Source organism: Bradyrhizobium sp. NBAIM14 (assembly GCF_020193895.1).
Taxonomy (GTDB): domain Bacteria; phylum Pseudomonadota; class Alphaproteobacteria; order Rhizobiales; family Xanthobacteraceae; genus Bradyrhizobium; species Bradyrhizobium yuanmingense.
This window is the reverse complement of record NZ_JADYVQ010000003.1, coordinates 503,289-528,300: the sequence shown is the minus strand read 5'-3', so window position 1 is coordinate 528,300 and position 25,012 is coordinate 503,289. Positions and strand designations below refer to the sequence as shown.

At 58.5% G+C, this 25,012-nt stretch carries 19 protein-coding genes and 1 tRNA gene; 7 read left to right on the top strand and 13 right to left on the bottom strand.

From position 1 onward, the window contains the following. Positions 1 to 6: 6 nt before the first annotated feature. The 5 genes from I6F28_RS11550 to rfbC form a co-directional block, all read right to left on the bottom strand. Positions 7 to 5,715 carry a DUF4082 domain-containing protein gene (locus I6F28_RS11550; RefSeq protein ID WP_225139925.1) on the bottom strand — a complete coding sequence of 1,903 codons (5,709 nt, stop codon included), beginning with the start codon at positions 5,713 to 5,715 and terminating at the stop codon, positions 7 to 9. 514 nt (positions 5,716 to 6,229) lie between these two features. After that, complete coding sequence (gene rfbA, locus I6F28_RS11545) at positions 6,230 to 7,117, bottom strand: glucose-1-phosphate thymidylyltransferase RfbA (protein ID WP_109143414.1); 888 nt, start codon at positions 7,115 to 7,117, stop codon at positions 6,230 to 6,232. Continuing rightward, positions 7,026 to 8,015, bottom strand: coding sequence for a dTDP-4-dehydrorhamnose reductase (gene rfbD, locus I6F28_RS11540; protein ID WP_225139924.1), 990 nt, complete (start codon positions 8,013 to 8,015; stop codon positions 7,026 to 7,028). Before rfbD ends, rfbA begins: the two co-directional genes overlap by 92 nt. 7 nt (positions 8,016 to 8,022) lie before the next feature. Next, on the bottom strand, positions 8,023 to 9,081 hold the full coding sequence (rfbB, locus tag I6F28_RS11535) for a dTDP-glucose 4,6-dehydratase (protein WP_036029219.1): 1,059 nt from the start codon (positions 9,079 to 9,081) through the stop codon (positions 8,023 to 8,025). A 14-nt stretch (positions 9,082 to 9,095) separates the two neighbouring features. Further along, positions 9,096 to 9,653: a dTDP-4-dehydrorhamnose 3,5-epimerase gene (rfbC, locus tag I6F28_RS11530; RefSeq protein WP_036029165.1), complete on the bottom strand. Its 558-nt coding sequence runs from the start codon at positions 9,651 to 9,653 to the stop codon at positions 9,096 to 9,098. Positions 9,654 to 9,994: 341 nt separating this feature from the next. Between rfbC and I6F28_RS11525 the strand changes: the two genes are divergently transcribed. The 3 genes from I6F28_RS11525 (at position 9,995) to I6F28_RS11515 (ending at position 16,040) form a co-directional block, all read left to right on the top strand. Further along, a complete protein-coding gene (locus tag I6F28_RS11525) occupies positions 9,995 to 12,331 on the top strand; it encodes an AAA family ATPase (protein ID WP_225139955.1) in 2,337 nt (778 codons plus the stop codon). Positions 12,332 to 12,409: 78 nt separating this feature from the next. Then, entirely contained in the window at positions 12,410 to 14,422 is a 2,013-nt protein-coding gene (locus tag I6F28_RS11520) for a hypothetical protein (protein ID WP_225139923.1), read from the top strand. Between the two features lie 148 nt (positions 14,423 to 14,570). Continuing rightward, positions 14,571 to 16,040 carry an exopolysaccharide biosynthesis polyprenyl glycosylphosphotransferase gene (locus I6F28_RS11515; RefSeq protein WP_036029161.1) on the top strand — a complete coding sequence of 490 codons (1,470 nt, stop codon included), beginning with the start codon at positions 14,571 to 14,573 and terminating at the stop codon, positions 16,038 to 16,040. 62 nt (positions 16,041 to 16,102) lie between these two features. Here the strand turns inward: I6F28_RS11515 and I6F28_RS11510 are convergent, their stop codons facing one another. Then, the gene (locus tag I6F28_RS11510) at positions 16,103 to 16,471 is read right to left on the bottom strand and encodes an H-NS histone family protein (protein ID WP_036013596.1); all 369 of its coding nucleotides are present in this window, start codon (positions 16,469 to 16,471) and stop codon (positions 16,103 to 16,105) included. Positions 16,472 to 17,189: 718 nt separating this feature from the next. Here I6F28_RS11510 and I6F28_RS11505 point away from each other — a divergent pair. Continuing rightward, complete coding sequence (locus I6F28_RS11505) at positions 17,190 to 17,576, top strand: H-NS histone family protein (protein ID WP_081493007.1); 387 nt, start codon at positions 17,190 to 17,192, stop codon at positions 17,574 to 17,576. 146 nt (positions 17,577 to 17,722) lie between these two features. Here the strand turns inward: I6F28_RS11505 and I6F28_RS11500 are convergent, their stop codons facing one another. The 3 genes from I6F28_RS11500 to I6F28_RS11490 form a co-directional block, all read right to left on the bottom strand. Continuing rightward, positions 17,723 to 18,751, bottom strand: a complete 1,029-nt coding sequence (locus I6F28_RS11500) for a nucleotidyltransferase family protein (protein ID WP_225139922.1) — start codon at positions 18,749 to 18,751, stop codon at positions 17,723 to 17,725. A 37-nt stretch (positions 18,752 to 18,788) separates the two neighbouring features. Then, positions 18,789 to 19,829, bottom strand: coding sequence for a PqqD family peptide modification chaperone (locus I6F28_RS11495; RefSeq protein WP_225139921.1), 1,041 nt, complete (start codon positions 19,827 to 19,829; stop codon positions 18,789 to 18,791). Between the two features lie 283 nt (positions 19,830 to 20,112). Beyond that, positions 20,113 to 20,358 carry a hypothetical protein gene (locus tag I6F28_RS11490; RefSeq protein ID WP_225139920.1) on the bottom strand — a complete coding sequence of 82 codons (246 nt, stop codon included), beginning with the start codon at positions 20,356 to 20,358 and terminating at the stop codon, positions 20,113 to 20,115. A gap of 695 nt (positions 20,359 to 21,053) precedes the next feature. Here I6F28_RS11490 and I6F28_RS11485 point away from each other — a divergent pair. Then, complete coding sequence (locus I6F28_RS11485; RefSeq protein ID WP_074448160.1) at positions 21,054 to 21,269, top strand: hypothetical protein; 216 nt, start codon at positions 21,054 to 21,056, stop codon at positions 21,267 to 21,269. A 681-nt stretch (positions 21,270 to 21,950) separates the two neighbouring features. Here the strand turns inward: I6F28_RS11485 and I6F28_RS37755 are convergent. From I6F28_RS37755 to I6F28_RS11470, 3 genes are all read right to left on the bottom strand, one after another. Further along, the gene (locus I6F28_RS37755) at positions 21,951 to 22,094 is read right to left on the bottom strand and encodes a hypothetical protein (protein ID WP_370141392.1); all 144 of its coding nucleotides are present in this window, start codon (positions 22,092 to 22,094) and stop codon (positions 21,951 to 21,953) included. A 161-nt stretch (positions 22,095 to 22,255) separates the two neighbouring features. Continuing rightward, positions 22,256 to 22,340: transfer RNA gene (locus tag I6F28_RS11475), tRNA-Leu, on the bottom strand. A 196-nt stretch (positions 22,341 to 22,536) separates the two neighbouring features. Then, on the bottom strand, positions 22,537 to 22,779 hold the full coding sequence (locus tag I6F28_RS11470; protein ID WP_018647371.1) for a FliM/FliN family flagellar motor switch protein: 243 nt from the start codon (positions 22,777 to 22,779) through the stop codon (positions 22,537 to 22,539). Positions 22,780 to 22,854: 75 nt separating this feature from the next. Here I6F28_RS11470 and lipB point away from each other — a divergent pair, with 75 nt between their 5' ends. After that, entirely contained in the window at positions 22,855 to 23,592 is a 738-nt protein-coding gene (gene lipB / locus I6F28_RS11465) for a lipoyl(octanoyl) transferase LipB (protein WP_225139919.1), read from the top strand. 198 nt (positions 23,593 to 23,790) lie between these two features. Next, a complete protein-coding gene (locus I6F28_RS11460) occupies positions 23,791 to 24,504 on the top strand; it encodes a DNA helicase (protein WP_225139918.1) in 714 nt (237 codons plus the stop codon). A gap of 45 nt (positions 24,505 to 24,549) precedes the next feature. Here the strand turns inward: I6F28_RS11460 and I6F28_RS11455 are convergent, their stop codons facing one another. Then, positions 24,550 to 24,972 (bottom strand): tautomerase family protein, encoded by a 423-nt coding sequence (locus tag I6F28_RS11455; RefSeq protein ID WP_225139917.1) that lies wholly within the window; start codon positions 24,970 to 24,972, stop codon positions 24,550 to 24,552. Between the last annotated feature and the right edge of the window lie 40 nt (positions 24,973 to 25,012).

Genomic DNA, 25,012 nt, shown 5'->3' with positions numbered 1-25,012 from the left:
CGTCTCCTATGCTGCTAGCTGAGGTCTGAACAGGACGTCTACGGCGTAACTCGTCGCGTTGAAACTGCTCGTCGGGAACAAACTATCGGTCCCATACGCGTAAACGCCGTTGCCGCCGCTCGACGACGACGACGGAGCCGTTAGCGGTCCACTCGTGAGGGAGCTGGCGAAGAGGTTTGGATCCGCAGAATAGCCCCCCGCACTGTGGTAAGACGCAATATACGTGGTCCCCGCCGCGATCGTCACCGGAGTGCTGAAGCTGACCTGCTGCCAGCCACTCGCCGTTTCGTTGGTGAACGTGGCCGTCGCCAGAAGCGTGCCGGTACTGCTCCACAGATCGGCAACGTGCGTACCCGTGTTGGACGGTCCCTTGTAGAAGCGTAGCCCGATGATATCACCTGGGGCGGAGGCCTGGAATTTCATACCAACCTCGATCGCCTGGCCATCGTTGGCCGATACAACACTCGGCGTGGGATTGGAGCTGAACAGGCTAACGACGTTGGACGATGGGGCATGCACCGTCACGTTGACGGAGGCGCTTGCAGTGCCGCCACGGCCGTCTGAGATGGAGTAGTCGAAAGAAGTCGGCCCGGTAAAGCCGCTCGCTGACGTAAACGTCACCGAATTGTTCTGGGCGTTGAAGCTGGCGGTCCCATTAGCGGCACCGCTCACGCCAGTGATCGTCAGAGCGTCTCCGTTCGGATCGGTATCGTTGGCAAGCAGTGCCGCCCCGTCGATAGTGAGAGGGACGCCTTGAGTGGCGTGGAAGCCGCTGTCAGTCGTAGCCACCGGTTGCTGGTTGCTGCCGCTGGTTCCGTTGAAGACGACGTCGACCCAGTAATTGCTGGCGTTGTACGTGCTGGTCGGGAACAGATTGCCGGCGCCGTAGGTGTAGACGCCGTTGATGCTCGCAGGAGCCGTGAGTGGACCGCTGGTGCGCGCGGTGGTGAAGTAGTTGGTGGTGGACGCATAATGACCATTGCTGTGAAAGCTCGCCACATAGGTCGTGCCAGCCGAGATGGACACGGGATTGCTGAATGTGACGGTCTGCCAGCCACTGCTGCCCTCGTTGGTGAACGTCGCACTCGCCAGCAGCGTGCCGGTACTGCTCCACAACGAGCCCGTATGAGTCCCGGGGTCGTTTGCACTCTTGTAGTACTTGACGCCAGTGATCGTGCCGGCCACGGAGGACGTGAATTTCACGCCAAGATTGACTTGCGACGCATCGGAATTCGACAGGATGGCCGGCGTGTCCGAGCTCGAGAACAGGCTCACGGTTGAGGGCGTTGTCGTCACCGTGAGATCAAACGTCTCGCTGGCTGACAGGCCGCCGAGATCGGTGGCCGAGGCCTTGATGCTGAGGGTGCCAACATTGCTGGACGTTGGTGTACCGCTGAAGGTCCGCGTCGAGGCGTTGAAGGTCAGCCATGCGGGAAGTGCCGTGCCGTCGGCGGCTGTCGCCGTGTAGGCGAGCGAATCCCCGGAATCGACGTCGGTGAAGGTACCCCCAGGCAGCGTCAACGAGAATGACGTACCGACCGTTGCGGTCTGATTGCCGGTCTGGGCGGCCAGCACCGGCGCGTCGTTGGCGCCATGGATTGTGACGGTGAGTGTGGACGATGCCGTGGCGCCGGCGGCGTCGCGCATCGTGTAATTGAAGATATCGCTGAGCGTGTCGGTCGATTGCCGCAAGGCCTGGACGGCCGCATCGGTCTCGTTGACCGTATATGTGAAGCCGCCCGAGGCATTGAGCACAAGGCTGCCGTGCGCTCCAGACAGCGCTGAACCGAGTGTGCCGCCGGTCGAGCCGAAGCTGACGGCGGTGACCGTCTTGGTGTCGCCCGCGTCGGGATCGGTATCGTTGGTCAGCACGTTGCCAGTCGCCGCCGTGCCACCGACGCTGTTGCTCACGCCGCCCTTCTCGGTGGCATCACCGGTGTCGGCGACCGCAGTTGGCGCCGTATTGTTGGGACTAGAGGAGCCGTTGAAGACGACGTCGACCCAGTAGTTCGAGGATTTGAAGGTATTCGTCGGGAACGTGTTTCCGGATCCGTAGGCATAGACTCCGTTGCTGCCAGCCGGAGCTGTTAGCTGCCCGTTGGCAAGCGATGTCGTGAAATAGTTCTGGGTACCGGAATAATTGCCGTTGGTATGGTAAGACGCGACATAAATGGTGCCTGCCGTAATCGCCACAGGCGTAGAGAAGTTGACCTGCTGCCAGCCGCTGGCTGTCTCGTTCGTGAACGTCGCAGTCGCGAGCAGAGTTCCGGTCGAGCTCCAGAGATCCGCAATATGGGGACCCGTATTCAACGATCCCTTGTAGAAGCGCAGGCCGGTTATCGTCCCGTTCACCGATGCGGTGAACTTGACTCCGACTTCGACGGGGCTGGTATCCCCGGAATTGGGGACGCTTGGCGCATCATTGGTGCCGAACAGGCTCTGCGAGGAGACCGGATAGTTGACCTTGAGGGACACTTGGCCGGAACCACTTTGGCCGCTCGTGTCTGTGATCGTGTACGTGAAACTCGCCGCGCCGGCATAGCCATCGGTAGGAGCAAAGGTCACCGTCTGGTTCTGCGAGTTGTAGCTTACGCTTCCGTTGACCGGGTTACCGACGCTGGTAAGCGAGAAAGCCAGCCCGGACGGGTTGGTGTCGTTCGCAAGCAACGTCGATGCCGCAATATTCAGCAAGCCATTCTGGGTAACTGTGAAGCCACTGTCGCCATTAGCTTGTGGCGACGCCACGCCTGAATCATCGAAAACGACGTCTACCCAGTAATTCGGGGCCTTCGTGGAGGAAACGGTGCTGGGGAAGGTCGGGCCGCTGCCATAGGCATAGACACCGTTGAGACTGCTACCCGGCGCGGTGAGCGCACCTTTCGTAACGCCTCCATAACCGATGAAGTAGAAGTCGGTCGACGAATAGTGACCGGTGTTCGCGTGGTAGGAAGCAACATACGTCGTGCCAGCGTTCACGCTCACAGGCGTGGCGAAATTGACCTGCTGCCAGCCGCTCGCGGTTTCGTTGGTGAAGGTGGCGCTCGCAAGCAGCGTGCCGTTTGCGGTCCAGAGATCTCCGATGTGGGTGCCAGTATTCTGAGGCCCTTTGTAGAAGCGAATGCCGGTGATCTTCCCCGACACGGCCGGGACGAATCTGACGCCGAGCTCAACCGAGGCGGAGTCGCTGTCTGAGAGCAACGCAGGCGTATCGGTACTACTGAAGAGTGTCAGGTTGGAAGATGGTGTGACCGTGTAGGTTGCGCCCGCACCGGATGTTTCCAGGTTCAGGCTGTCGTCGACCGCCCTGGTTTTGAGATTATAGGTCCCTTTGGCCCCTGTGACGAACGTGTATGACCAGGTCACGGTCGCCGCGCCGACATTGCTGTTGGTTGGGTGCCAGGTGTTTCCACCATCTGTGGAAATTTCGACGCCGGCAATCTTTCCGCCCGCGTCATTGGCCGTCCCCGTCACCGTGATCGATTGCCCCTCGACAACGCTGGCAGCCGAGAGATTGCCGATACTAGACGTCGGCGCCGTGGTGTCGGTCGACCGAATCGCGGCCGTCAGGTTTGCTTGCAGCGTCGCCGGCTGAACGCCCATATCAGCGAAAAGGTTGACCATCGCCTGCTGGACATTAGGGTCTACCGGAGTCGCAGGTCCGTCGTGGTCGCTTGCAAGCGCCCACGGCCAGTTGATCGAACCGGCCGAGAATATCAGTGCGCCACTGACGGGATCCCGATGCAGCACGAGATTGTGGGTTGCCGTGCCGTTTGCGAACGTGTTGCCATAATCGAGGAGAAGCTGTCCATTCACCTGCAATGTGGTAGATGAGACACTCATCAACCCCGCTGGGCGAAATCCGTTGTCCGGCGCCGTGTCCCATTCAACGCCTAACAGGCCAGGTACGAGCGAGGCGGTCTGCCCGGGTGACGTTTGCGCGACAGCCGTATTGCGCCAGAAGCGCAACTGGGTCATTGGATACGGTATCGTGATCGTATCGTACCGGAATGCGTTGACCGCGAACAATGTACCGGTCAACTCGTTCGAGGGGAGAGGCGGACCGAACCGCGGGTCAGAGAAATTGCCGGTCGCCTGTCCTGTTGGATCAATCAACGCATTTGCGTGCGTATCCTTGTAGCTAATGAGTGTGCGATTGGCTGATCCGCTGCCATCGATGCTGGGTGCCAACCTTGTTTTCCAATAGATCTCGTTGCCTGTGAGAAATGCAAGGTTCACGCCAGCATGCGCTGCGGCCTGTACGTTGGCACGCTGAGCTTCGGTCCAATACTCGTCGTGCCCCGCGTCCATGAAGATTTTGTGATTGAGCAACAACGAGCCGTTTGTCGCAGCATCGATTCCCGAAATGTAAGAAACGTCGTACCCGTTTTGCTCGAGCCACTGAATGGCCGCAAACTCAGCCGTGAACGGGGAGTCTCCCCCCTCGGAAAAAGTTCCCTCGCCGTCACGCGTTATGAGGGGGCGATTGTAACTGACCGCGTAGGCTGATCCACGGACGCCCGGACCATTCCCGAAATATAGGTTGGCCCCTCCCCAGCCATTGTAGGCTTGCCAGTCCTGATCACTTGTTTGGAGGACGATGTCGCTGTGCGAAGCGTCGTTCCTTATGATGAATGGGATCTGGAAAATCTCGGTGCCGTTGACGACGCTGGCTATGTAGACGCCCGAGACCGCATCGGCCGGTACGCTCCAGGAATCGGTCACGCTCCAATTGCCGGCATCGACGAGCCCGGTCGACGGATCGCGCAATGGATCGGGTTGGACGACCGCCGTTGCGGCCTGATGCTGCAGGCTCGTAACCAGCCTGGCACCATCGCCGCCGTAATAGCCGAGCCGGTAGACATCGACGCGATAGTTCGGGTTGCCGGTCAGGTTGTTGATCTTGAATTGGACCGTCCCTCCGACATTGGTGCTGATTGCTGTCGCAAATCCTTCTGTCAGAGTTGAATTCTCGCCCGGCTGAATCTGCCAGACACTCTTCGGCGTACCTGGCTTCTGGTTTTCCAGTACAATGGGATTCGTGGGCGGATCGGAAACAATGGTGCCTCCCTGCCCATCGCTTTCAAAATTCCAATTCAAGTCCATCCCCGAGAACAGCAGGGAGACATTGGCCGCACCGTTGCTGAAATCGACCGTGCTGATATTCGAGCTATTGTCGTATTGGACGGTCGCCGACATCGACGATGTAAAGGGGAGATCCTTCAAGTCGATGAGGTTGCCTGGCGCAAGCGGCGCTCCCGGCGACGAACCCGCGATCAAGCCGTGGAAGTTGGCCGACTGATCGAGGACAAGCGTGCCAGTTCCCGTTTCGAACGACACCGTTATGCCGGAGAACGATCCATTCAAGAACTGGCCGGAAACCGAACCTCCGATCTCCAAGATCGCCTTGTCTGCAATCTCGAAAGATCCAGTACCGCTGACGTCACCCCTGAACTCCCCGGTCGGAATGCGATTGCCGAGGAACGCTCCAACCTCGACTGTCCCATTGTTCAGCACATCGCGTTCGACGATAAATGGCGAGCCGGCATCCAACGAAAGCGTCGCACCTGCATCGAGGATTAGACTCCCAATATCAACACCGCCCGAGCTCGTGACGACATACGTTCCGGCTGCATCGAGGAACGCAGCGTCGATGGTGCCTGGGAGCCCGGCGCTCCAGTTCGCTGCGACATTCCAGGCTCCGTCAATCGGATGCACCCAGTGAGTGGCGCCTGGGGTGGAAGTCGATTGTGATTTCCGCGCCGCTTCGCTCGCCACAAATGAGAGCGTTGGCGTCAGGCCATTATGACCGCTCGTCAAAGACGTCGAAGATAGCAGCGCAGGCAATCGCGACCGGGAAGGTGCAGCGAAGAGAGCGGGCAAAACGCCGCGCAAGCCCGCCGAGTCGGCCCGAGACGTCCGTTCGAAGAACGAGACGTCCCCCCCTGGAGCGAATGCCCCGCTTACTGACCGATCAACACCCCGCGGAGCCCAGAGGCCAAGTGCGTCGAAACCCGCGAAAGCGCTCGCGACCGGCAATTCCTGCCAAAGGGCTGGAACATCCTGCTCCCAAAGAACGTGCCGAGTTCCCCGGCCGAAGGCGTTCGCCTTTTGAACCAGCATGAGCATACCGATTAAATAAATAATCGCCTCTCAATATTTTAATTGTCTTTTAAACTGCGGTCAATTCAATACATTAATTTAACTCAGATTCGATATCGGCCGAGTGGTGCTAACGCGAGGCAAACTGCGGCAGTCGCGTGATTTCGCTCAGATATTTGCCGTAGCCGCTCTTCTCCAATGGTTGAGCCAACGCTAGAAGTTGATCGCGATCAATGAAGCCAAGTCTGAACGCGACCTCCTCGAGGCACGCAATCTTCATTCCCTGCCGCTTCTCCAGGGTCTGGACGAACGTTCCTGCGTCGATGAGAGATTCGACCGTGCCGGTATCCAACCACGCAAATCCCCGCCCCATGCGTTCAACGTGGAGCGCATTGGCCGAAAGGTAACGCATCTGAAGATCGGTAATCTCGAGCTCGCCGCGCGCCGATGGCTCGACACGGCGAGCGTAGCGGACGACGCGGTTGTCGAAAAAATACAGCCCCGTGATTGCCCAGTTCGAAGCCGGCCGTTTGGGTTTCTCTTCGATCGACACGGGGCGGTCCGCTTCATCAAACGCGACCACGCCGTACCGTTCTGGGTCTCGCACGTGATAGGCAAAGACGGTTGCGCCTTCCGCGCGACCTGCCGCCCTGGCAAGCAACTCGCTCAGGCCATCGCCGAAGAAAATATTATCCCCAAGCACCATCGCCACGCGATCGCTTCCGATGAAATCGGCCCCGACAATGAACGCGTCTGCCAGACCAGCGGGGCGGGTTTGTTCGGCATAGCTAAGCTTGATCCCCCATTGGCTGCCGTCGCCTAGCAATCCCTCGAACTGACACCGATCCGACGGCGTGGTGATGATCAGAATTTCGCGGATCCCTGCCAGCATCAGCGTCGACAGGGGATAGTAGATCATGGGCTTGTCATAGATCGGAAGCAACTGCTTGCTGACCACTCGTGTGATCGGATAGAGGCGCGTTCCGCTGCCGCCAGCCAGCACGATTCCCTTCAGCATCGGTTTCTCCTTCTCCGACCAGCTGGTCCAGACAAGCTTGGAGTGAATGGCGCCAAGGCGCCAAGCGGATCCCGAACACGCGTTCGGCCTTGGATGAGTCCAGACGCGAGTTCAGAGGCCGGCGCGCAGCGGTCGGAAACTCCTCAGTCGTGATCGCCTCGAGCGCCCGAATCCGCGCTCCACGATGGGAACACTCGTGAAAGATTGCCTGCGCAAAATCGTACCAGCTTGCCTCGCCTTGGCCACCGAGATGAAAAATGCCGGCCGTGGCCCTGCGATCGTCGGTTAGTGATTGCTGAGCGATCCGAAGGACGGCTTCTGCGAGGTCGAACGCGTAAGTCGGGTTACCATGTTGGTCGCTGACAACCCTTACGACCTGCTGCGTCTCGCATAGCCGCAGCATCGTTCGGACGAAGTTGCTGCCATAGGGACTGTAAAGCCAGGAGCATCTGATCACGGTCGCGAGCGGGTGCGCTGCCAATACAGCAGCCTCCCCGGCAAGCTTGGATGCGCCGTAGACGTTCAACGGCGCCGGAATGTCGCTTTCGTCGTACGCCTCGGGTTTCGCACCGTCGAATACATAGTCGGTCGAGAGATGGATGAGCGGAATGTTCATTTGCCACGCGACATCCGCCAGCGCGGCCGCGCCATCGCGATTGATGCTGAAGGCCCTCGCCGCTTCAGCTTCGGCCTGATCTACCGCCGTATAGGCGGCCGTGTTGATGATCGCAGACGGCCCGATCGACGCAATGAGCTTGTCGATACCTTCCCGATTCTCTAGATCGAGTTCTGGGCGCCCGAGAGCCACCGCAGGCAAACCGCGCGTTGTGGCAAGATCACGAAGGCACATTGCCAGCTGACCATTCCGTCCGGCAAAGAGGATTGGTCGATCTGTCATCTCCACCTCAGTTTTGGGCGGCCAGGAGACCCAGACGCGAGCCGTCATAGACCCCACTACGAGCACGCTCCCACCAGGCGCGGTTCTTGAGATACCATCCGACGGTTTCGAACAGGCCGTGTTCGAAGGTTCTGATCGGTTTCCAGCCGAGCTCGCGATGTGCTTTCGATGCGTCTATTGCATAGCGGGCATCATGCCCGGGACGATCCGGCACGAACGTAATGAGAGAACGTCTGCACCCCGCGCCCGGAGATAAGCGATCCACAACGTCACAGATCCGGGTGACGACCTCCAGGTTGGATCGCTGGGCATCTCCGCCGAAGTTGTACTTCTCGCCGGGCCTTCCTTCGTGCAAAAGTCGTATCAAGCCCGCGGCATGATCATCGACGTGAAGCCAGTCGCGGATATTCCTTCCGTCGCCATAGACCGGCAGAGGCTTCCGGTCGATCGCATTGAGAATCGTCAGCGGGATGAGCTTTTCCGGAAACTGATACGGCCCGTAATTGTTCGAGCAGTTCGACACCATCACCGGCAGGCCGTAGGTCCGAAACCACGCGAGTGCGAGGTGGTCCGCGGCGGCCTTGCTCGCCGAATAGGGCGAGCTCGGCCTGTAGGGCGTATCCTCGCGAAATAGATCATCTGGTCCCAACGAGCCGTAGACTTCGTCTGTCGACACATGGATGAATCGGAAGTGCCTCCGCCTCGAAGCCGGTAGACGTTCGTAGTAGGCTCTGGCCGTCTCCAAGAGCGTGTAGGTGCCAACCACATTGGTATTGACGAAGGCGTCGGGTCCGTTGATGGAGCGGTCGACGTGGCTTTCGGCGGCCAGATGTATGATCGCGTCAGGCTCATAGTCAGCGAACGCAAGATCCATGGCCGCGCGATGGCAGATGTCGGATTGCAGGAACGCATAAGTCTCCAGCTTCTCGATGCTCGCGAGCGAAGCCAGATTGGCTGCATACGTCAACTTGTCTATGTTGATCACAGCGGCACCGGTCTGTAGCACCAAACGGCGACAGACCGCAGAACCGATAAAGCCCGCTCCGCCGGTCACCAAGATACGCATTCTACTCGTCTCCACTAGTCGAAAACGCAACCGAGCTGGCTGAGCGTAGGAAGAGTCTGATCCTTTGGCGACACATGGGCTTCTGAGGACGTCACGGGCCACTCGATCGCTAACCTTGGATCAGCCCAATAAACGCCACCGTCATGACTTGGGGCATAGACCTGGTCGACTTTGTATAAGACGACGGTCTTGGGCTGCAGCGTACAGAAGCCGTGCGCAAACCCCTTCGGGATGAACACCTGCTCGCCGGTTTCACTATCCAGCTGTATCGCGATGTGCTTGCCGAAGCTGGGCGATGAACGCCGGAGGTCAACTGCAATATCGAGAATCGCCCCGCTCAACACCCGTATCAACTTCGCCTGGGCGAACGGCGGCCGCTGGAAGTGCAGGCCGCGCACCGTGCCGATCTGATCCGAGCTGGACTGATTGTCTTGAACAAAGTCATGGAGAATTCCCTTCTCTGCAAACGCTGATCGCTGGAAGGTCTCAGAGAAGTAACCGCGGGCGTCGGAAAACCGATCTGTGCGAATGACTTTGACATCAGGGATCGCCAAGGATCGCAGCTCCAACATTGGGTACCCTTCTGTCCGCTCTCAATTCGTTGAGGCGGACCATAATCCCCGTCGAGATTAATCTTCACGCTCACAATCAACCACGAAACCGTCGCACGATTTCGGCGAAAGCCGTTAGATCAGCCTGCAAGTCACAGAAATCTCAGGGCATTAGCAAACGCCCCTTTGAGCAAAGCCGCCACACCTGCATTTTTCATCTCCGCTTCGATTAATATATTGTCTATTTAATTTGGCAAGCAGGTTTTTATAAGGTATATAATTTCATACCATCTCGCAGATCGCTTTAAATGCCGCCTGCGGACGGGCGGGCGCAATGTGACCAATCGTCGGACAGGTACGTGATGCTTCAGAACAATCTTCAACATGCGGATAGAATGCGGCTGCCGGTGAACGGACCGGCGCAACCCGCCCAGGCGGACGGTGGAGGGATCACCGACGTCATCAATTTCGGCATCGGGCTTCTACGGCGTCAGTATCTCGTAATCCTTGTTACCGCCGTACTCGCCACTGCGGCCAGCTTGCTCTATCTCCGTGTGGCTTCCCCAACCTATACGGCGCAGGTTCAGATCCTTTTGGCCAATCCCAGGCCTCAATTTGTCCAGCAGCAATCACTCCTCGCCGAGCCGGCCTTCGATCTCAGTCAAATCGAGACACAGCTTCAGCTCCTGAGATCAAAGGCCAATGCGGTTGCAGTAATTGACAAGTTGAAACTGGCCGAGGATCCGGACTTTAGTGCATCCGGCCTCTCTTTGCAGGCGCTCTGGCAACGAATTTGGCCATGGCCCTCGACTAGATCGAAGAAGGATGCGCCACCCGAGACGAATGGCGAACCATCGGACACTCTCGTAGACGCATTTCTCAGTCGGCTTTCCGCTGGACGTGTCGGGTACAGCCGGGTCATTGAGATCAGCTACAGCTCGAGCAACGCAGCTCGGGCCGCGGAGATCGTGAATGCGATAGCCGACACTTATGTTGCAGACCAGCTCAATGCAAAATTCGACGCCAATCGCAAGGCAACCAGTTGGCTGCAGGAGAGGCTACGTGATCTGGGGGACCAAGCCCTCGCCGCGCAACGTGCCGTCGACGTCTACAAGGCTCAGAACAACATTGTTTCTCTGGGTGGAAAGCCCATCGACGAGCAGCAGATCACGGAGATCAACAATCGATTGGCCGCCGCACGTGCTCAGACATCTGAAGCCACCGCCAAGTTGGCTCGTTATGAAACTCTCCTTGCCGTCGACCCGAAAAAGCCGTCCTCGATAGACAATCTGGATGCTATTGGAACGGATGCGCTTAACAGCCAGATTATTACCGGGCTACGCCAGCAATATCTGGAGCTCACCAGACGGGAGGCCGAGTTGGCCGCGAGGGTCGGTCGTGACCACTTGGCAGTCGTCAATATCCGGAACCGCGCGCGAGAGTTCCGCGTCTCCATTTTTGACGAGGTCAAGAGACTTGCCGAGGTCAGCCGAAGCGAATTCGAACTGGCCAAACAGCGCCAGGAAGAGATCGAAAAGCAATTATCCAAAGCCGTTTCGCAATCCCGTTCGGTCAATTCTGCTGAGCTGACCATCAAGGACTTGGAAAGCAAGGCAAAGGGCCTGCATAGCTTGTACGAGACCTTCCTTCAGCGCTACATGGGCTCTACACAGCAGGAGACGTTTCCCACCTCGGATACGCGGGTACTTTTTCCGGCTTCGCCGCCGGCGAGCAAGAGCAAGCCGAAAGCAAGGTTGATCCTGGCGTTTGGCATTCTCGGCGGTCTCGCGCTGGGCATCGGCTTGGCGCTCCTCAGAGACCTCATGGACCGCGTCTTTCGGACCTCTTCACAGGTGGAAACCGTACTGGAGTTGCCTTGTCTATCTTTGGTCCCGTTGTTGCCGGCCCGCAAATCTCCCAAACCACCAATCCGCCTTCAGAAGACCGATGATGATGTTCAGCGACGGATAGCCTCGTCTCCAACCGCAATTCATCAGACCGTGGTCGGGATGCCACTATCTCGATATACGGAGGCCATTCGTTCCATCAAGCTAGCGATCGACCACAACCCGGCGAAAATCTCTTCCCAGGTCGTCGGCATTACCTCTGCGTTACCGAATGAGGGGAAGACCACGATTGCAGCCTCGCTCGCACAGTTGATCGGGCACACCGGCAAAAGAGCTATCATCGTCGATTGCGACCTCAGGAATCCGTCACTAACCGGCATCTTCGCGCCCAAGGCGGCCTGCGGGATCATCGAAGTAGCAAACGGTAGCCGGTCGCTCGCCGAAGTTGTCTGGAGGGACCCGACGACCAATCTTGCATTTCTGCCCGCCGTGCGTCGCGGACCTTTGCTCCACACCAGCGAAATTCTTTGCGCGGACTCGATAAGCAAACTCTTCGACCGTTTACGAGCCGAGTATGACTACATCATCGTCGACCTTCCGCCCTTGACGCCGTTGGTGGATGTTCGAGCCACTTCATCCCTGATTGACTGCTACATTCTCGTTGTTGAATGGGGCCGGACCAAGATTGATGTCGTGCAACACGCACTGCACACGGCACCAAACGTTCACGAATCTCTGATTGGGGCAGTTCTCAGCAAGACCGATACCAAGGCGATGGCTCGATATGACGGTCATCGGAGCTACTATTACCATGATAGCCATTACATCCGTTATGGTCTTTCTGGCTCTTGAGGCTCGCTCATAGCGGCCTGCCCCTTTAGCTGGCCTGAGGGACCAGCGGAGTGACCGCACAACACCACGGGTGTTCACATGATGGTCCGGCTTGTCATATTGGCCGAGTTGGTGGCGATTGCCGCGGCGCTTGCAATGCCAGAAAGCCTGCAGGCCTGGGTATTGATATCGGTGGTACTCGCAACAGCGGCGCTAACGGTCGCGATCTTTCTACCTCCCTCCTCCCTCGGGCTTGCTAAACTGCTCCGTCCTAGTCTCGTCGTTGTACTCGCGGCTCCGGCGCTCTGGATGGCTTTGCAGGCGGTGCCGATGCCGATTGGCAAACTCGGCAATCCCATTTGGGCTACTGCATCGGCGACCTTAAACGAGCCCCTCGCCGAAAAAATCACAGTCGACACCACGGCGACCATGTTCTCGCTCGTGCAGTATTGCGCCGTGCTTGCTGCAGGTCTCACTGCAGCAGTCATCGCGCTTGACCGACATCGCGCAGCGCGACTGCTACATATTCTGCTGTCGATAGCCACAATCGTTACCGCCTTGTGGTTCGGCAGGGAAATAACCGGTGTGGCTGGGCCCGATGGCTCAACCGTCGCGGTGCTCGGTGTGTTGCTCTCCTGCGCAACGGCAATTCGTGCGGTCGATCAAATACTCCGACGCAGTCGGCCAGGAACAATTGCGCTAGGCCCTCTCCCTGCGTTGTCCGTCGCGACCATCGCATTGATTGTCTGTATGGCGGCGCTGCTCATTCGGGGCAACTCAACTGCACTCGTCTCGGCCCTCCTCGGCTCAGAAATCTTGCTCTCGGTGTTCGCGGTTCGCAGGTGGTTCCCGGGATTGTGGGGTACCGCTGGCGTCCTTGCGACTGCCACGATTGTCTTCATTGCCACGGCTACGGTCATTCCCTTCAGAACGAACACCGATCTGACGATCGTCTTGTCAATGAGCAGTCAGGCCGCGACAGAACGGATGCTGCAGGACGTCGCGCCGGCAGGATCCGGTGCGGGTGCTTCGACGGTACTTTTGCCGATTTATCAGGACGCCGGAGTTGGCGACTCGCTGGAAAGACCAACCGCCGCCGCCACGATCGTTATAGACATGGGGTGGGCTTTTCTCTGCGCGGTCGTGGTTGCTGCCTTGCTCTGCGCTTCTGTGCTGATCAGACGTGCTCTGTCGCGTGCTTACGATTACGTCTTCCCAGCGCTGGGCGCCGGTGCATTGATTGCAGTGACGATACTCGCGTTTTCCGATCATGGTATTCTGGGTTTAGGAGCATCGCTTCTGTTCGCTGCGCTTTTTGGGCTGGCGTTCGGTCAAAGCCTCTCCGACGCAGGACGTGACGCCATATCTTCTGAGCCGAAAGCGACGTCTGACCAAATTGCAGTTCAAGCACCTGCGCCTCGCCGAACGTCGACCCCAACGGTAGTCGCCATTTGGCCCCGCGTTAGCCTGATGGTACTTGGTATTGTGCTGATCGTGGAGGCAGCGTGGATGGCCCTTCCTGAGCGGTATCTCGGTGCAAGATCGTCTTTGCCGGCAGTTCTGTCGACTGCAGCAGCAGGGCCGAGCGCGATGTCGAAGACGATTTCCCTTGCGGCAGCGCGCAAAGATTTGTTGATCCGAGGGGAATCAACATTCAACCGGGATTCAGCTCTGGCTGCCGACGAACAAAGGACAGCTCCTCCCATGACTTCGGACGAGTTTGCCCGTGCATTGCGCTCTTCGCCACTCCGCGGCGACATTTGGCTCTTGCTCGCGGCGACGTCGAAGCACAGTTCGCCCCAGCCCAACACGGCAGCGATGCTCAGAATGTCATACTATACTGCGCCGAATGATTTGGACCTGCTTCCGTTGCGCGTATCGGTCGCACTCGCCGCAGATGTCATGGTGCGGGAGCCCGACCTGCGGGAATTGATCAAACGGGACGTCAGCCTCGTCGTTAGGCATCGCCCTGCCCTCAAGCCAGCCCTTGTGACCGCGTACCGGTCAGCCTCGGCTGATGGTAAGATCTATTTCGAAGGCCTGATTTCGGAACTCGATCCGACGTTCCTCGACCAGGTGCACGCGCAGAGTTCGCAAAGGGGTTCTCGATAACCTCAAGAGCCGCGCCTCAGCCCACGCCACGATCGCAGATCGGCGACAAAGGGGCGCACGCCATTAAATTTGCGGAACCCGGGTTTTTGCTTGATAAGCGCGATTAATTAATAAATAATTAAATATTAAATAGCAGAGCCCCCGGCACATGAATTTCGTGAACCGACATTTCCCCGATCGGGAGGTTACGGATCGCCTCAGTCCCGAACCGACGGTATTCCGCGAGCCCAAATGGCCCCTCCGTTATGACGCGATCGAGCACGTGGTGCTCGGTGCTGATGTTGCGACTATTCTGTTCGCCAGTCTCGTCTCTACATTGCTTTACCAAGCTCAGTATGGGCAAGCCGCGGCCAACTTGGCCAACGCCCTTGGCTTGGCGCTGGTTAGCGCAGCTTGTCTCGTTTGCCTGCTGAAGACCTACGGCCTTTATCAGCCGGTTGAGCTCCTCGTCCTCCGAAACCAGATGCGCGCGGTCTGTTTAGCTTGGATGTCTTCAGTACTTTTCATCTTGGCGGTGTACGGCTTCGCAATTCGCCCGGAGACCTCTCAGCACCCAGGCCTGCTCTTCGCGGTCTTGAGCCTGAGCTTACTTTTGGGCGAACGGTGGGGAGTCAAGGTGCTTCTCGGAAGGGCCCTGAGCGGCAGGAGGTTCGCCACTACAAACATTGTTCTGATCAGCGATCAACCATTGGCGAAGAACGTGGGATTGTCCGAGACCTTGTCGATGCACGGGTATCTCGTCAAGAAACGGTTCAGCTTGCCTCCGTTAGGCTTCGGTCCTGCCTGCCGAAGGCGGCTCACGACGCGCGTCATCGACTACATCCGCACTTGCCATCTTGATCAGGTGGTGGTGGAAGCTGAACCGGAGCGATGGCCCGAACTGCGAGCCTTTGTTGCCGATCTGCGCGTTTTGCCCTTCCCGATTATATTCGTGCCCGTTGGCACGACATCCGAATTGCTTCGACACCCCAAGCGGAGTCTTGGAAGCGCCGTTTGTGTAGAGCTCCAGCGTGGCCCCCTCACACCGCTGGAGTGCGCGATCAAGCGGACGATTGACGTTATCGGTGCGGGCCTCGCATTGGTGATGCTCGCCCCGCTGCTTGCGCTCACCGCGGTGGCGATCAAGTTAGATTCCCCGGGTCCTGTATTCTTTCGGCAGCAACGCTGTGGCTTTAACGGCCGAATCTTCTTGATCCGTAAATTCCGGACCATGCGTGTGCTCGAGGACGGGCCCGTAATCCTTCAGGCCAACCGCGCCGATCGACGCGTTACCCGCGTCGGCAAATGGCTGCGCCGAATGAGCTTCGATGAATTGCCGCAACTGCTAAACGTTCTCGATGGCAGCATGTCGCTCGTGGGCCCGCGTCCTCACGCCGTGGCTCACGACAGTGAATTTGACAAGCTTGTGCGAAACTACGCGCTTCGGCACCGGGTCAGGCCGGGATTGACTGGCTGGGCTCAAGTCCATGGCTGCCGGGGCGCCACTCCCACAGCAGTCATGGTCGAAACACGTGTCCAATATGATCTCTGGTACATCGACAACTGGAGTCTTGGGTTGGATCTCGCAATCCTCCTGCGAACTCCGGTAGAGGTCTTGCGAGGGCGCAATGCCTACTAGAGCACAGATCATGCGAGTAGCGCCTCTTATTGGCCCTTACACTCCTGCCAATTACCGATTAGTCACGCGCGCTGGCGAAGCTTCGGACTTGCTTCGCCAATGCGAAACTCTTCAATTCTCCGGCCAGACTTCATTGCGGCAACCAACCAGCGCGGCCGCTTACCACGTCCCGACCAGGTCTCGGCCGTCTGCGGATTCCGATATTTCGGCAGCACCCGAGGATATTTGCGTCTCGGCTTGCCGGTCGAAGACGCGCCTGCCGGGCTCGAATCCGCCAAAACAGCCATCCCGCCCCCAAGTGCCGCTAAGCGCTTTTCCAGCTCGTTCTTTTCCGCCTTGATCCGGTCAGACAGGATCCCGCTGATTTCCTCATGAAGCGACCAGAGATCGTCAAGGGACATCGCTTCTAACTCAAGTTTCTTAGCCGCCATGATCTCACCGTGTAGTTGCGCCCAACCCAATATTGCCTCTGTCGATATATTAATCAAGACAGAGAGCCCGATTATCCCAGAAGAATGTTTGGAACCGAACTGGAACTGGCGCTCCAGATAACTGGGTCCACGTTAATAATCAAGCCGGGAAAATGAGCGATCCGCACAATTTACCCGCGTACAGGAGATGCGCACATCTATTTGCTTAATCACCGCGCGGGAACTGCTCAAGCCCCATCAGAGATGGCATATGAGCCGATCCCGTCAGGGACCGCTGCCACGCCGCAGCATGAGATGCTGACGCGCCGGACTGCTTTTGTTAAGCCTCGGTTGGCCTACCGCCTTGCGGCCTCCCCAGCGACGCAAACGGCAGCTAATAATCCCAATATCCTTCAGCGCGCGCCGTCTGAGCTCGATTTGGAAGCTCAGGGCCCGGATATCGGACAACACGGTCGACGGAGCCGCAAACCGGCCGACTGAAACCTGAAGACGTTCAAGAGGATACTCGATCAAACCATGCCTCCTCTACGCATCTTCGCAAGATTCTTTGCCACCAAGATCAATTAATAAAATAATCGTCGCATTAATTATTAAATAATATATAATAGATTTATTGCATGGTCAATTTGAGCACTGATTTGGTCAAACATTCATTTGTCACTCGGACGAAGAATGGCTGGATGACGACGGGTCAGTCGAACGGTGTCGAGAAATGCTAATGCGAAGGCAAGATCTCGAAGCCATGGATTTTGAGGAACTTTGGCTCCTTCACGAGGAGCTGACAAAGATTCTCGCCGAAAAGATCACCGCCGAAAAGCGAGAGCTAGAAAAGCGTCTTGCGCAGCTCAACCAGCCGGATCAACTCGGCGGAGCTGAAAGCGGGGCGACTGAGGCGGGAACAGGCCAGCCGCCTCGTCGCAAATACCCGAAGGTCGTGCCGAAATACTTCAATCCGCTTCAGCCAACAGAGACTTGGTCCGGACGTGGTAAGCAGCCCCGCTGGCTCGTTGCCGCCCTGCAATCGGGCCACACGCTCGAGGAGTTCAAGATCCCCGAGAACGGCGAATCGTCCGAACGGAATGCTGGTGGTCGAGAGCATTCCTAGATGCGCCAAAGTCGGACAAACCGCATTGAGCTGGCGATTTCCACCGTGCGTCCCGAGCGGCGAATTCCGCCTCGAACAGCCGGCGGATCGAAAACCCGCTTGGCCAACCGACGCCTCAGTCGCGAAAGCGCTGACGTTCGCTGGCCTTAGACCTTGCCCGCACGAGCTGCGGTCGTCGCGTTCAAAAGAAGTCGTAAGGTGCTAGCTCTTGGCACAGTCCACAATCCCCGTCGGTTCGCCCCTGTTTTTGTCGAAACGATAGTTGCCTCTCGGCGGTAGTTTCTGAAGTCCAGAAGACTCATCGCCAGGAGAGGCACGCGCGTAGCCGGAAAGCGTGCTTGTATCAACTGACGCATGAACTGCAGGCGAGGAATCAGTCGGGAGCGCAACGCGTGTGGAATATCGACGCCAAGCAGCTCGGCAACGGCGATCAGCTGGGTTTCAACCGCGTTCTTCATCAAGTCGCCCGAGACACGAGAGGTAAGCTTCTCCCAATCGACAGGCTCGGCTGAGTGGCTTAGGTCGCGCAATTCAACAAGGTGCCGCAGGTCGAGGTCGCCGAGCCAATAACCATAGTCTTGAAACTGGTCATGGATGATCAACATCAGCGCTTGGAAGGTTGGCGTGGGGATATATACGCGTGCCCGTCCGAGCGGCGCAGGAATACAATGGTTCAGTGCAGGCCCGAAGTTCTGGTAGAGGTACGCAGGACCTGGAGCTGCCTGCTGCAGGTCGATGGATCCGACATCCTGGGGGCGATTCAGATCGGCATACCATTTATGGCTTTCGGGAGAGGTCTGGTAATGGATATCGTAACCAATTCCAGATAGCGCGGCGACAGCCGTTCTGGCGTCGTCTGGCATGACCATGATATCCAGATCGGACATTATCCGAAGACCTCTTCGCGCCTCGGGCGCGGTCGCCAGTGTCGAAGCCCCCTTGAGCACGACCGGCGTAATGCCATGACCGTTCAGCGCAACGACGGCCTCTTCGAGTTGAGCGACGAGGCGGTCATTGCGCAGCCCGTTTCGATGGTGGATATGGCGAATATAGGCGCAGACGTCCTCCGGCAGCACCGACGCGAATTTGTCGACAAAATCGATGAGCGCCGGCGTCGTCAGGGTCTGATTTGCGAGCCCGATGACTGAGGTCCACTCTATGTCGACAGGCGGCATGCCTCGCAAGCAATTGCAGAGGCTCCTGACCGCGCTGCTATGCCTTGCCATTGCACAGATCCACAAGCAGGCGCCGAGCCTCTCCGGCCTCGCAGTAGGTGAGTTGAAGCGATTGCGCACCCGCGACAATCCGCCTTAAAGCAAGAAAGCCAGTCTGCGACAGTCTACCATCGCTGGCGAATGCGTGCTCGATGAGCCGCCTCATCGAATCCAAACGATCTATTTCGGTTAGTTCGGTCGGACCGCTCGCGACCCGGTTCAAGAAGATGATCCAGCCTGCGGAGAAGCTTTCGTTCTGCGCATCAGGAATGGGTACGTACCGCACCCGAACGCCGTCGGAGCGGCAATGCGTCGCATCGTAGCGGTCGCCATGTAGTCGCGAGAGCAAGTCCCACGATCCTTCCTTGAGGGTGAGCGCAAACGGTACTCCGCAGATCGTTCCGTCACCGCCAACCAGCGCGACGTCATCGCCAGCGTACCGAAATCCGGCGTCCACCAGTTGCAATGTGAGGGTAGACTTTCCTGCTCCCGGATGGCCGCATAACAACAGGCCCATGCCGTCGTTCACGAGAGAAGCGGCATGAAGGGAGAACACCCAGCGAATGTTTCGAATAAGCCGCTCGGTGACGTGAGCTTTGATCGTAGGGGCTAGTGCATCGACTTCGCATCTGGAAATGCTGGAATCTTCTGCGCGCAAGAACACTTGTTCATCCAGCATCATTGCCTCGATCGCGATGTCGCCGTCGCCGCCGGCACTCTGGTCCGACACACTGAATGGCGACAGCAGCCGCCTCAAGAGGTCCGGATTTGCAGCCCGGATGTCTATTCTGTGGCGACCCAGATGAGCTGAGAAGGCGCAATCGGTCGGCATTCGCCAATCGACTTCGAGCAACGCTCGATCGACCCAGACATCTACGACCTGTCGCGTGAACTGGCGTGCCGTGTGCTCGTCAATGCCTTGCGCCGCAAGCCCCCGATAAATGTCTCCAAGCGAGGAGCCTTCCCCTAACTTGCACCAGATGAATGCCCCTACTCGGTCGAGTTCAAAAATCTTCTGCCCCGCTTCGCTGAAGATCATTGGTCGACCATCCAACAGCGCGAATACTGCATCCGGAGCCGGTCTCAATACTATCTCTGCCGACGATCTTTCCAGCACGGCTTCCACCAATGTGAACCATTCTGCCTCGCCTGTACCGGCGAGGCGGCGACAGCCTCCGGGATGCGATGTTGTCGCGGCACCGGACAAGCGGACCCGCCGCCACCTGCGAGACTCAATCTAGCCCGGTCTGCGGCGCCTGCGATTTCGTTCACCCGAACACACGCCACCGGTCCGGCTCGTTTGGACATGTCAATCCGGCTGGTCATGCCGCGAGCTGACCGTCCTTGCCCCCGTCTTGAGGAGAAATGTTCAACCCCTGCTCTCCCATGAGGCTCGGCCTGGCGATCGACCGATGAGCATCCAATAGGTACCGATAAGCTTCGCGATCGGCACTCCGTTCTCTTAGAATGCGTTCCTTCTCGCCAATGCTGACCAATTCTGCGCGCATCTGAGCCAGCTGCAGCGTCTCCGAGGTGAGGTTGTACTCGTTAAGAATTGATTCCCACATTGTCTCCTCCAGCCGAAGAAACCTGGACGAGTGTACCTTACGTGATCGGCAGCAATTAACCAACGAGATTTGCAGATTTTGCTTATAATCAAAATTTGTTTCATATTTGAACCTCGGGCGAGCATTCAATACCGTGACAAAGCGCAACCACGTGCCGAACCGACTTGAGAATGGTGGCCTGCAGAAGCCTACGAGAAAAGGGACTGACGTTTTTCGGTAATGCATCGCGCCGCGCAAAAATAAATCAGCCGAGAGTCGTAAATCAGACCGACAAGGCGAGTTTTAATTTGCACAAATAATAAAAAAGAGAATAGTTAATGGACTGCACCGAGGGGAGTGACACCAGTGATGCGGTTGGCTGATCTGTCCGTCGAGAGGCAATTGATGGTTTTCTCGCAGGGGGAACGTTCGACACGAAGTCGCGGGTATTTCGACATGACGGTTATTAGGCGCCTCCCAGAAGCGTTCGGTTGAGGTCGGACATTATTCAGAGTTGCGGCGAAAGCCCGCAGCTATCCCAAGAATTCGCCAAGCAGGAATCCGGTCGGTTGGAGAAGCGTCGTCACGAGCAAGCTGCCCTTTTGCTCGAACAACGACCCCAGGTGCGATGCCCCCCAAGTCACCCGCACCGACGAGAGCGCACTCCAGCCGGCCGGCCCTTTTTCTCGACAAATACGTGTTTCAGGGAGGCTCGTATGGGCATGATCATGGTCAAATGTCCGCAATCCGGCCGCGCGATTCCGACCGGCATCAAATCCGATCGTGAGACTTTCCTGCGAAGCATCGTGTTTTTCGGCAATACTCTTTGTCCGGACTGTCGGGCCAATCACAACTGGTTTGCCCGCGAGGCCTGGGTCGAGGAGCCGATCGTCAGAACAGTAGAGGTAGCTCGTACAGCGCCAACGTGCTGATGCAAATGACGCGCGCGCTTCGGAGAGTGTGTTGATATTCCCCTTCCGATAGCGCGTTGCTGTTGCAATGCATTGCAACCATTTAGAATATTTTCGCGCATTGTCGTAAAACGAACCGACGCCCCCGGTGGCCATCGCTTAGACGTTGTTGGCACGTCGCCACAAATCCGAGCTTCCGTCACGAATTCGGCAAAGGCCTGTTTGGGGGTGTTGTAGTGAGTAGTGGGATTTCCAGCCTGGCTGTTCTGCGTGACACAAGAATCGAGCTCGTCAGCCTGCTGGCCCAATTGAGGCGGCTCCGCGAGAGAGTAAGAAGGGCGGAAGCACGGCGCTCGGGACAAAGACGACGATCATCGTCGGCATCGCGCGCCCGAGGCCGCCGAGCATGAGACATCGCACGCAAGGCATCCGCAGTTCAGGGGCAATTGTGACGACTATGCTCCCTGGAGTTGAAGGCCAGCATGGAATTGCAAGCGCTCTTCTGGATCCCCGTTAGTGTAGGACCGCTTCATCGATGCCCAACGGGCGTGGAGAACGATAACGAGCGACCGTATCGCCTCTTTCGTTCCCATTATGTTCTAGCTGGGTATGTCTGACCGACCCGCGAGCTGGCGCATGCCAAACCCGCAACTGACAACCGTCCTCGCCAGGCACCTCCCGAGACCTGAACGTGTGCAACCTCTACTCGATGACGAAGAACGTGGACGCGATCCGCCGCTTGTTTGGCGAGCTCAACAGCAGCGTCGGCAACTGAGCATGCCAGGCATTTTCCCGGATTACCCCGCCCCCAATCGTCCGCAACGTGCCCGACAGGCGTGGGATCATTGCGGCCGGCTCTCCGCTGAAACTCATCATTACTTAGGATGGGGGGTGAAATCTTGAGGGCAACGAGCAAGCCACACAGTGAGCTTGCGTTCACTTTCGACGGCTCTTGCACACTCGTATTCACCGCCACGGTGGGCAACCCGCCAGCGATTTGCAAATTGTGGTGCGCTCGGAGGGACTCGAACCCCCACGGTGTTACCCACTGCCACCTCAAGGCAGCGCGTCTACCAGTTCCGCCACGAGCGCTAGGAGATGCCGGCCTGAGGTCGTTCGGGCGGCCGGATCAGCGGCGCCGATCTAACAAATCCATCAGGGGGATACAAGCCTGCAAAAGCCCTGAATTCCACAAGCTTGGCAGGAAAAACGCCGCCCTCCTCCAGGAGATCGGCCTTATAGGATACCCAGGCCGCTACCGCTTGCCCGGTCCCGTGTGACCGGGAGCCTACCGCGTCCCCGGCGAGCGCGGCAGCATCTGCTTGACCTCGACCGCGATTCTGTTGCGGTCGACCAGCACAACGCCGGAGGCGACCGGCAGATTATTGGCGAGCACCTTGACTTCGTCGGCCTCAGTTGCGTCCAGCTCGATGATGGCGCCGCGGGAAAGACGTAATACTTGATGGATCGGCATCGTGGTCGTCCCGAGGACGACCATGAGATCCACGGTGACTTTGTCGAGAGTGGGCACTGTCAGGACCGCCGCAACTTGAGACTTGGGACTCTTCATTTGCTCCAGAGATGATCACCACGTTATGGTTAGCCAATGGTTAATTCCCCTGAAAGCCACCGCCAAGACCTCGATTTGACGTCGTTTTCCGCCGCAGGCGGCGAAGTCGTCGAATGGCGGATTTCGGATGCCCCGGTGCCCTATCCGGAGGCCGTGGCCGCCATGGAGGCGCGTGTCGCGGCGATCGCCGCGGGCGAGGCCCCTGAACTGGTCTGGCTGCTGGAACATCCCCCGCTCTACACCTCCGGCACCTCGGGCAAGGAATCGGACCTGCTCGATTCCCGATTCCCGACCTTCGCGACGGGGCGCGGCGGGCAGCTCACCTATCACGGGCCCGGCCAGCGCGTGGCCTACATCATGCTGGATCTCAAGCGCCGCCGGCCGGACGTGCGGGCCTATGTCGCGAGCCTGGAGGAGCTGATCCTGAAGACGCTCGCCGCCTTCAACGTCCGCGGCGAGCGGCGCGAGGACCGGGTCGGCGTCTGGGTCAGGCGGCCCGACAAGGGACCCGAGCACGAAGACAAGATCGCGGCGATCGGCGTCCGGCTGAAGCGCTGGGTCTCGTTTCACGGCATCGCCATCAATGTCGAGCCGGAGCTGTCGCATTTCGCCGGCATCGTGCCCTGCGGTGTCGTCGATCCCCGCTACGGCGTCACCTCGCTGGTCGATCTCGGCCAGCTCGTGACCATGGCCGATGTCGATATTGCGCTCCGGCAGGCGTTCGAGGAGCTGTTCGGGCCGACCCGCGCACTGCTGCCGGAAGCGGCAGTCTAATACTTTTTCTGTTTGAGCCGACCGCGCCGCTCTCCGCCCGTCGCGGAATCAGCTACGCTTCATTTCGGTGCCGCCCACGCCTCCCCCCTCCGCCGGGAAAGCAGACTTCATGCCGGGCGAGTTGATCATCGGCCGACTGTTCGAGCGCCAGGCATAAGGAGGGGTTGCGATCCATGCTCGCAATGGGAGGTTTTGACGATGAAACTGTCTGCGCCCATCTACCATCTGAAGCGCAAGGCCAGGCGCCTGTCTCGCGAGGCCGGCCTTCCGCTCCACGACGCGCTTGACCGCGTCGCTGCGAGGGAAGGGTTTTCCGCCTGGAGCATGCTTGCGGCCAAAGCAGCCGCACTGAGTCCCGCGAGCAAACTGTTCGCGCAATTCCGTCCGGGCGATTTGGTGCTGGTCGGGGCGCGTCCCGGCCAGGGCAAGACGTTGATGAGCCTCGGACTTGCCGTCGAAGCCATGAAGTCCGGCCATCGCGCCGCATTCTTCTCGCTCGAATATACCGAGAAGGATGTGCTGGAGCGTCTGCGGGTCATCGGCGTGGAGCCGGCACAGTTCGACAAGCTGTTCGAGGTGGATTGCTCCGACGGGATCAGCGCCGATTACGTCGTCAAGCAGATGGCAGCGGCGCCGCGCGGCACCTTCGTCGTGATCGACTACCTGCAGTTGCTCGATCAGAGGCGGGAAAACCCCGACCTGACGGTGCAGGTGCGCGCGCTGAAATCGTTCGCGCGCGACACGGGGCTGATCGTCGTCTTCATCTCGCAGATTGATCGATCCTATGATCCCGCAGCCAAGCCCTGCCCCGATCTCAGCGATGTCCGCTTGCCGAACCCGCTGGACCTGAAGCTGTTCGACAAGACATGCTTCATCAACAACGCCGAAGTGCAGTTCCGCGCAGCGAGCTGATGGCTTCGGGCCGCGGGTGAGATGGCTCACCCGCGGCCTCTCGCATCACGCCGCCTGCAGCGAGACCTCGAGCTTGCCGGCGATGTAGCGCCGCTCCTGAGACAGGCCGCCAAAGCCGTAGGCATCGCCCTTGACCTCGTCGACATGCAGGTAGGTCTCGGGATGCAGCGGCCCCAGGATCTCGGCCATGCGCTTGAACATGGCGGCGAGATAGGCCGCCTTCTCGTCCTTGGTGTTCGTGCCCTCGGTGACGTGGATGTCGATCCAGTAGCTGGCGAGCTTCTGCTCGGCGAGCGACTCGCCGCCGGCGAACCAGTCGCCCGCATCCAAGGACTTCACGATGATGGCGGTGACCTTGGGGTCCTTGTGCAGGATACTTGCGGTCAGCTCGGACACCGCGCTCGCGATATCGGCCTTCAGCGAGGGGGACTGGCGAGACGTGGTGTAGGACACGGTGATCAGGGGCATCGTCGTTCTCCTCGATATGCCGCGCAATGTGTGCGGCGTC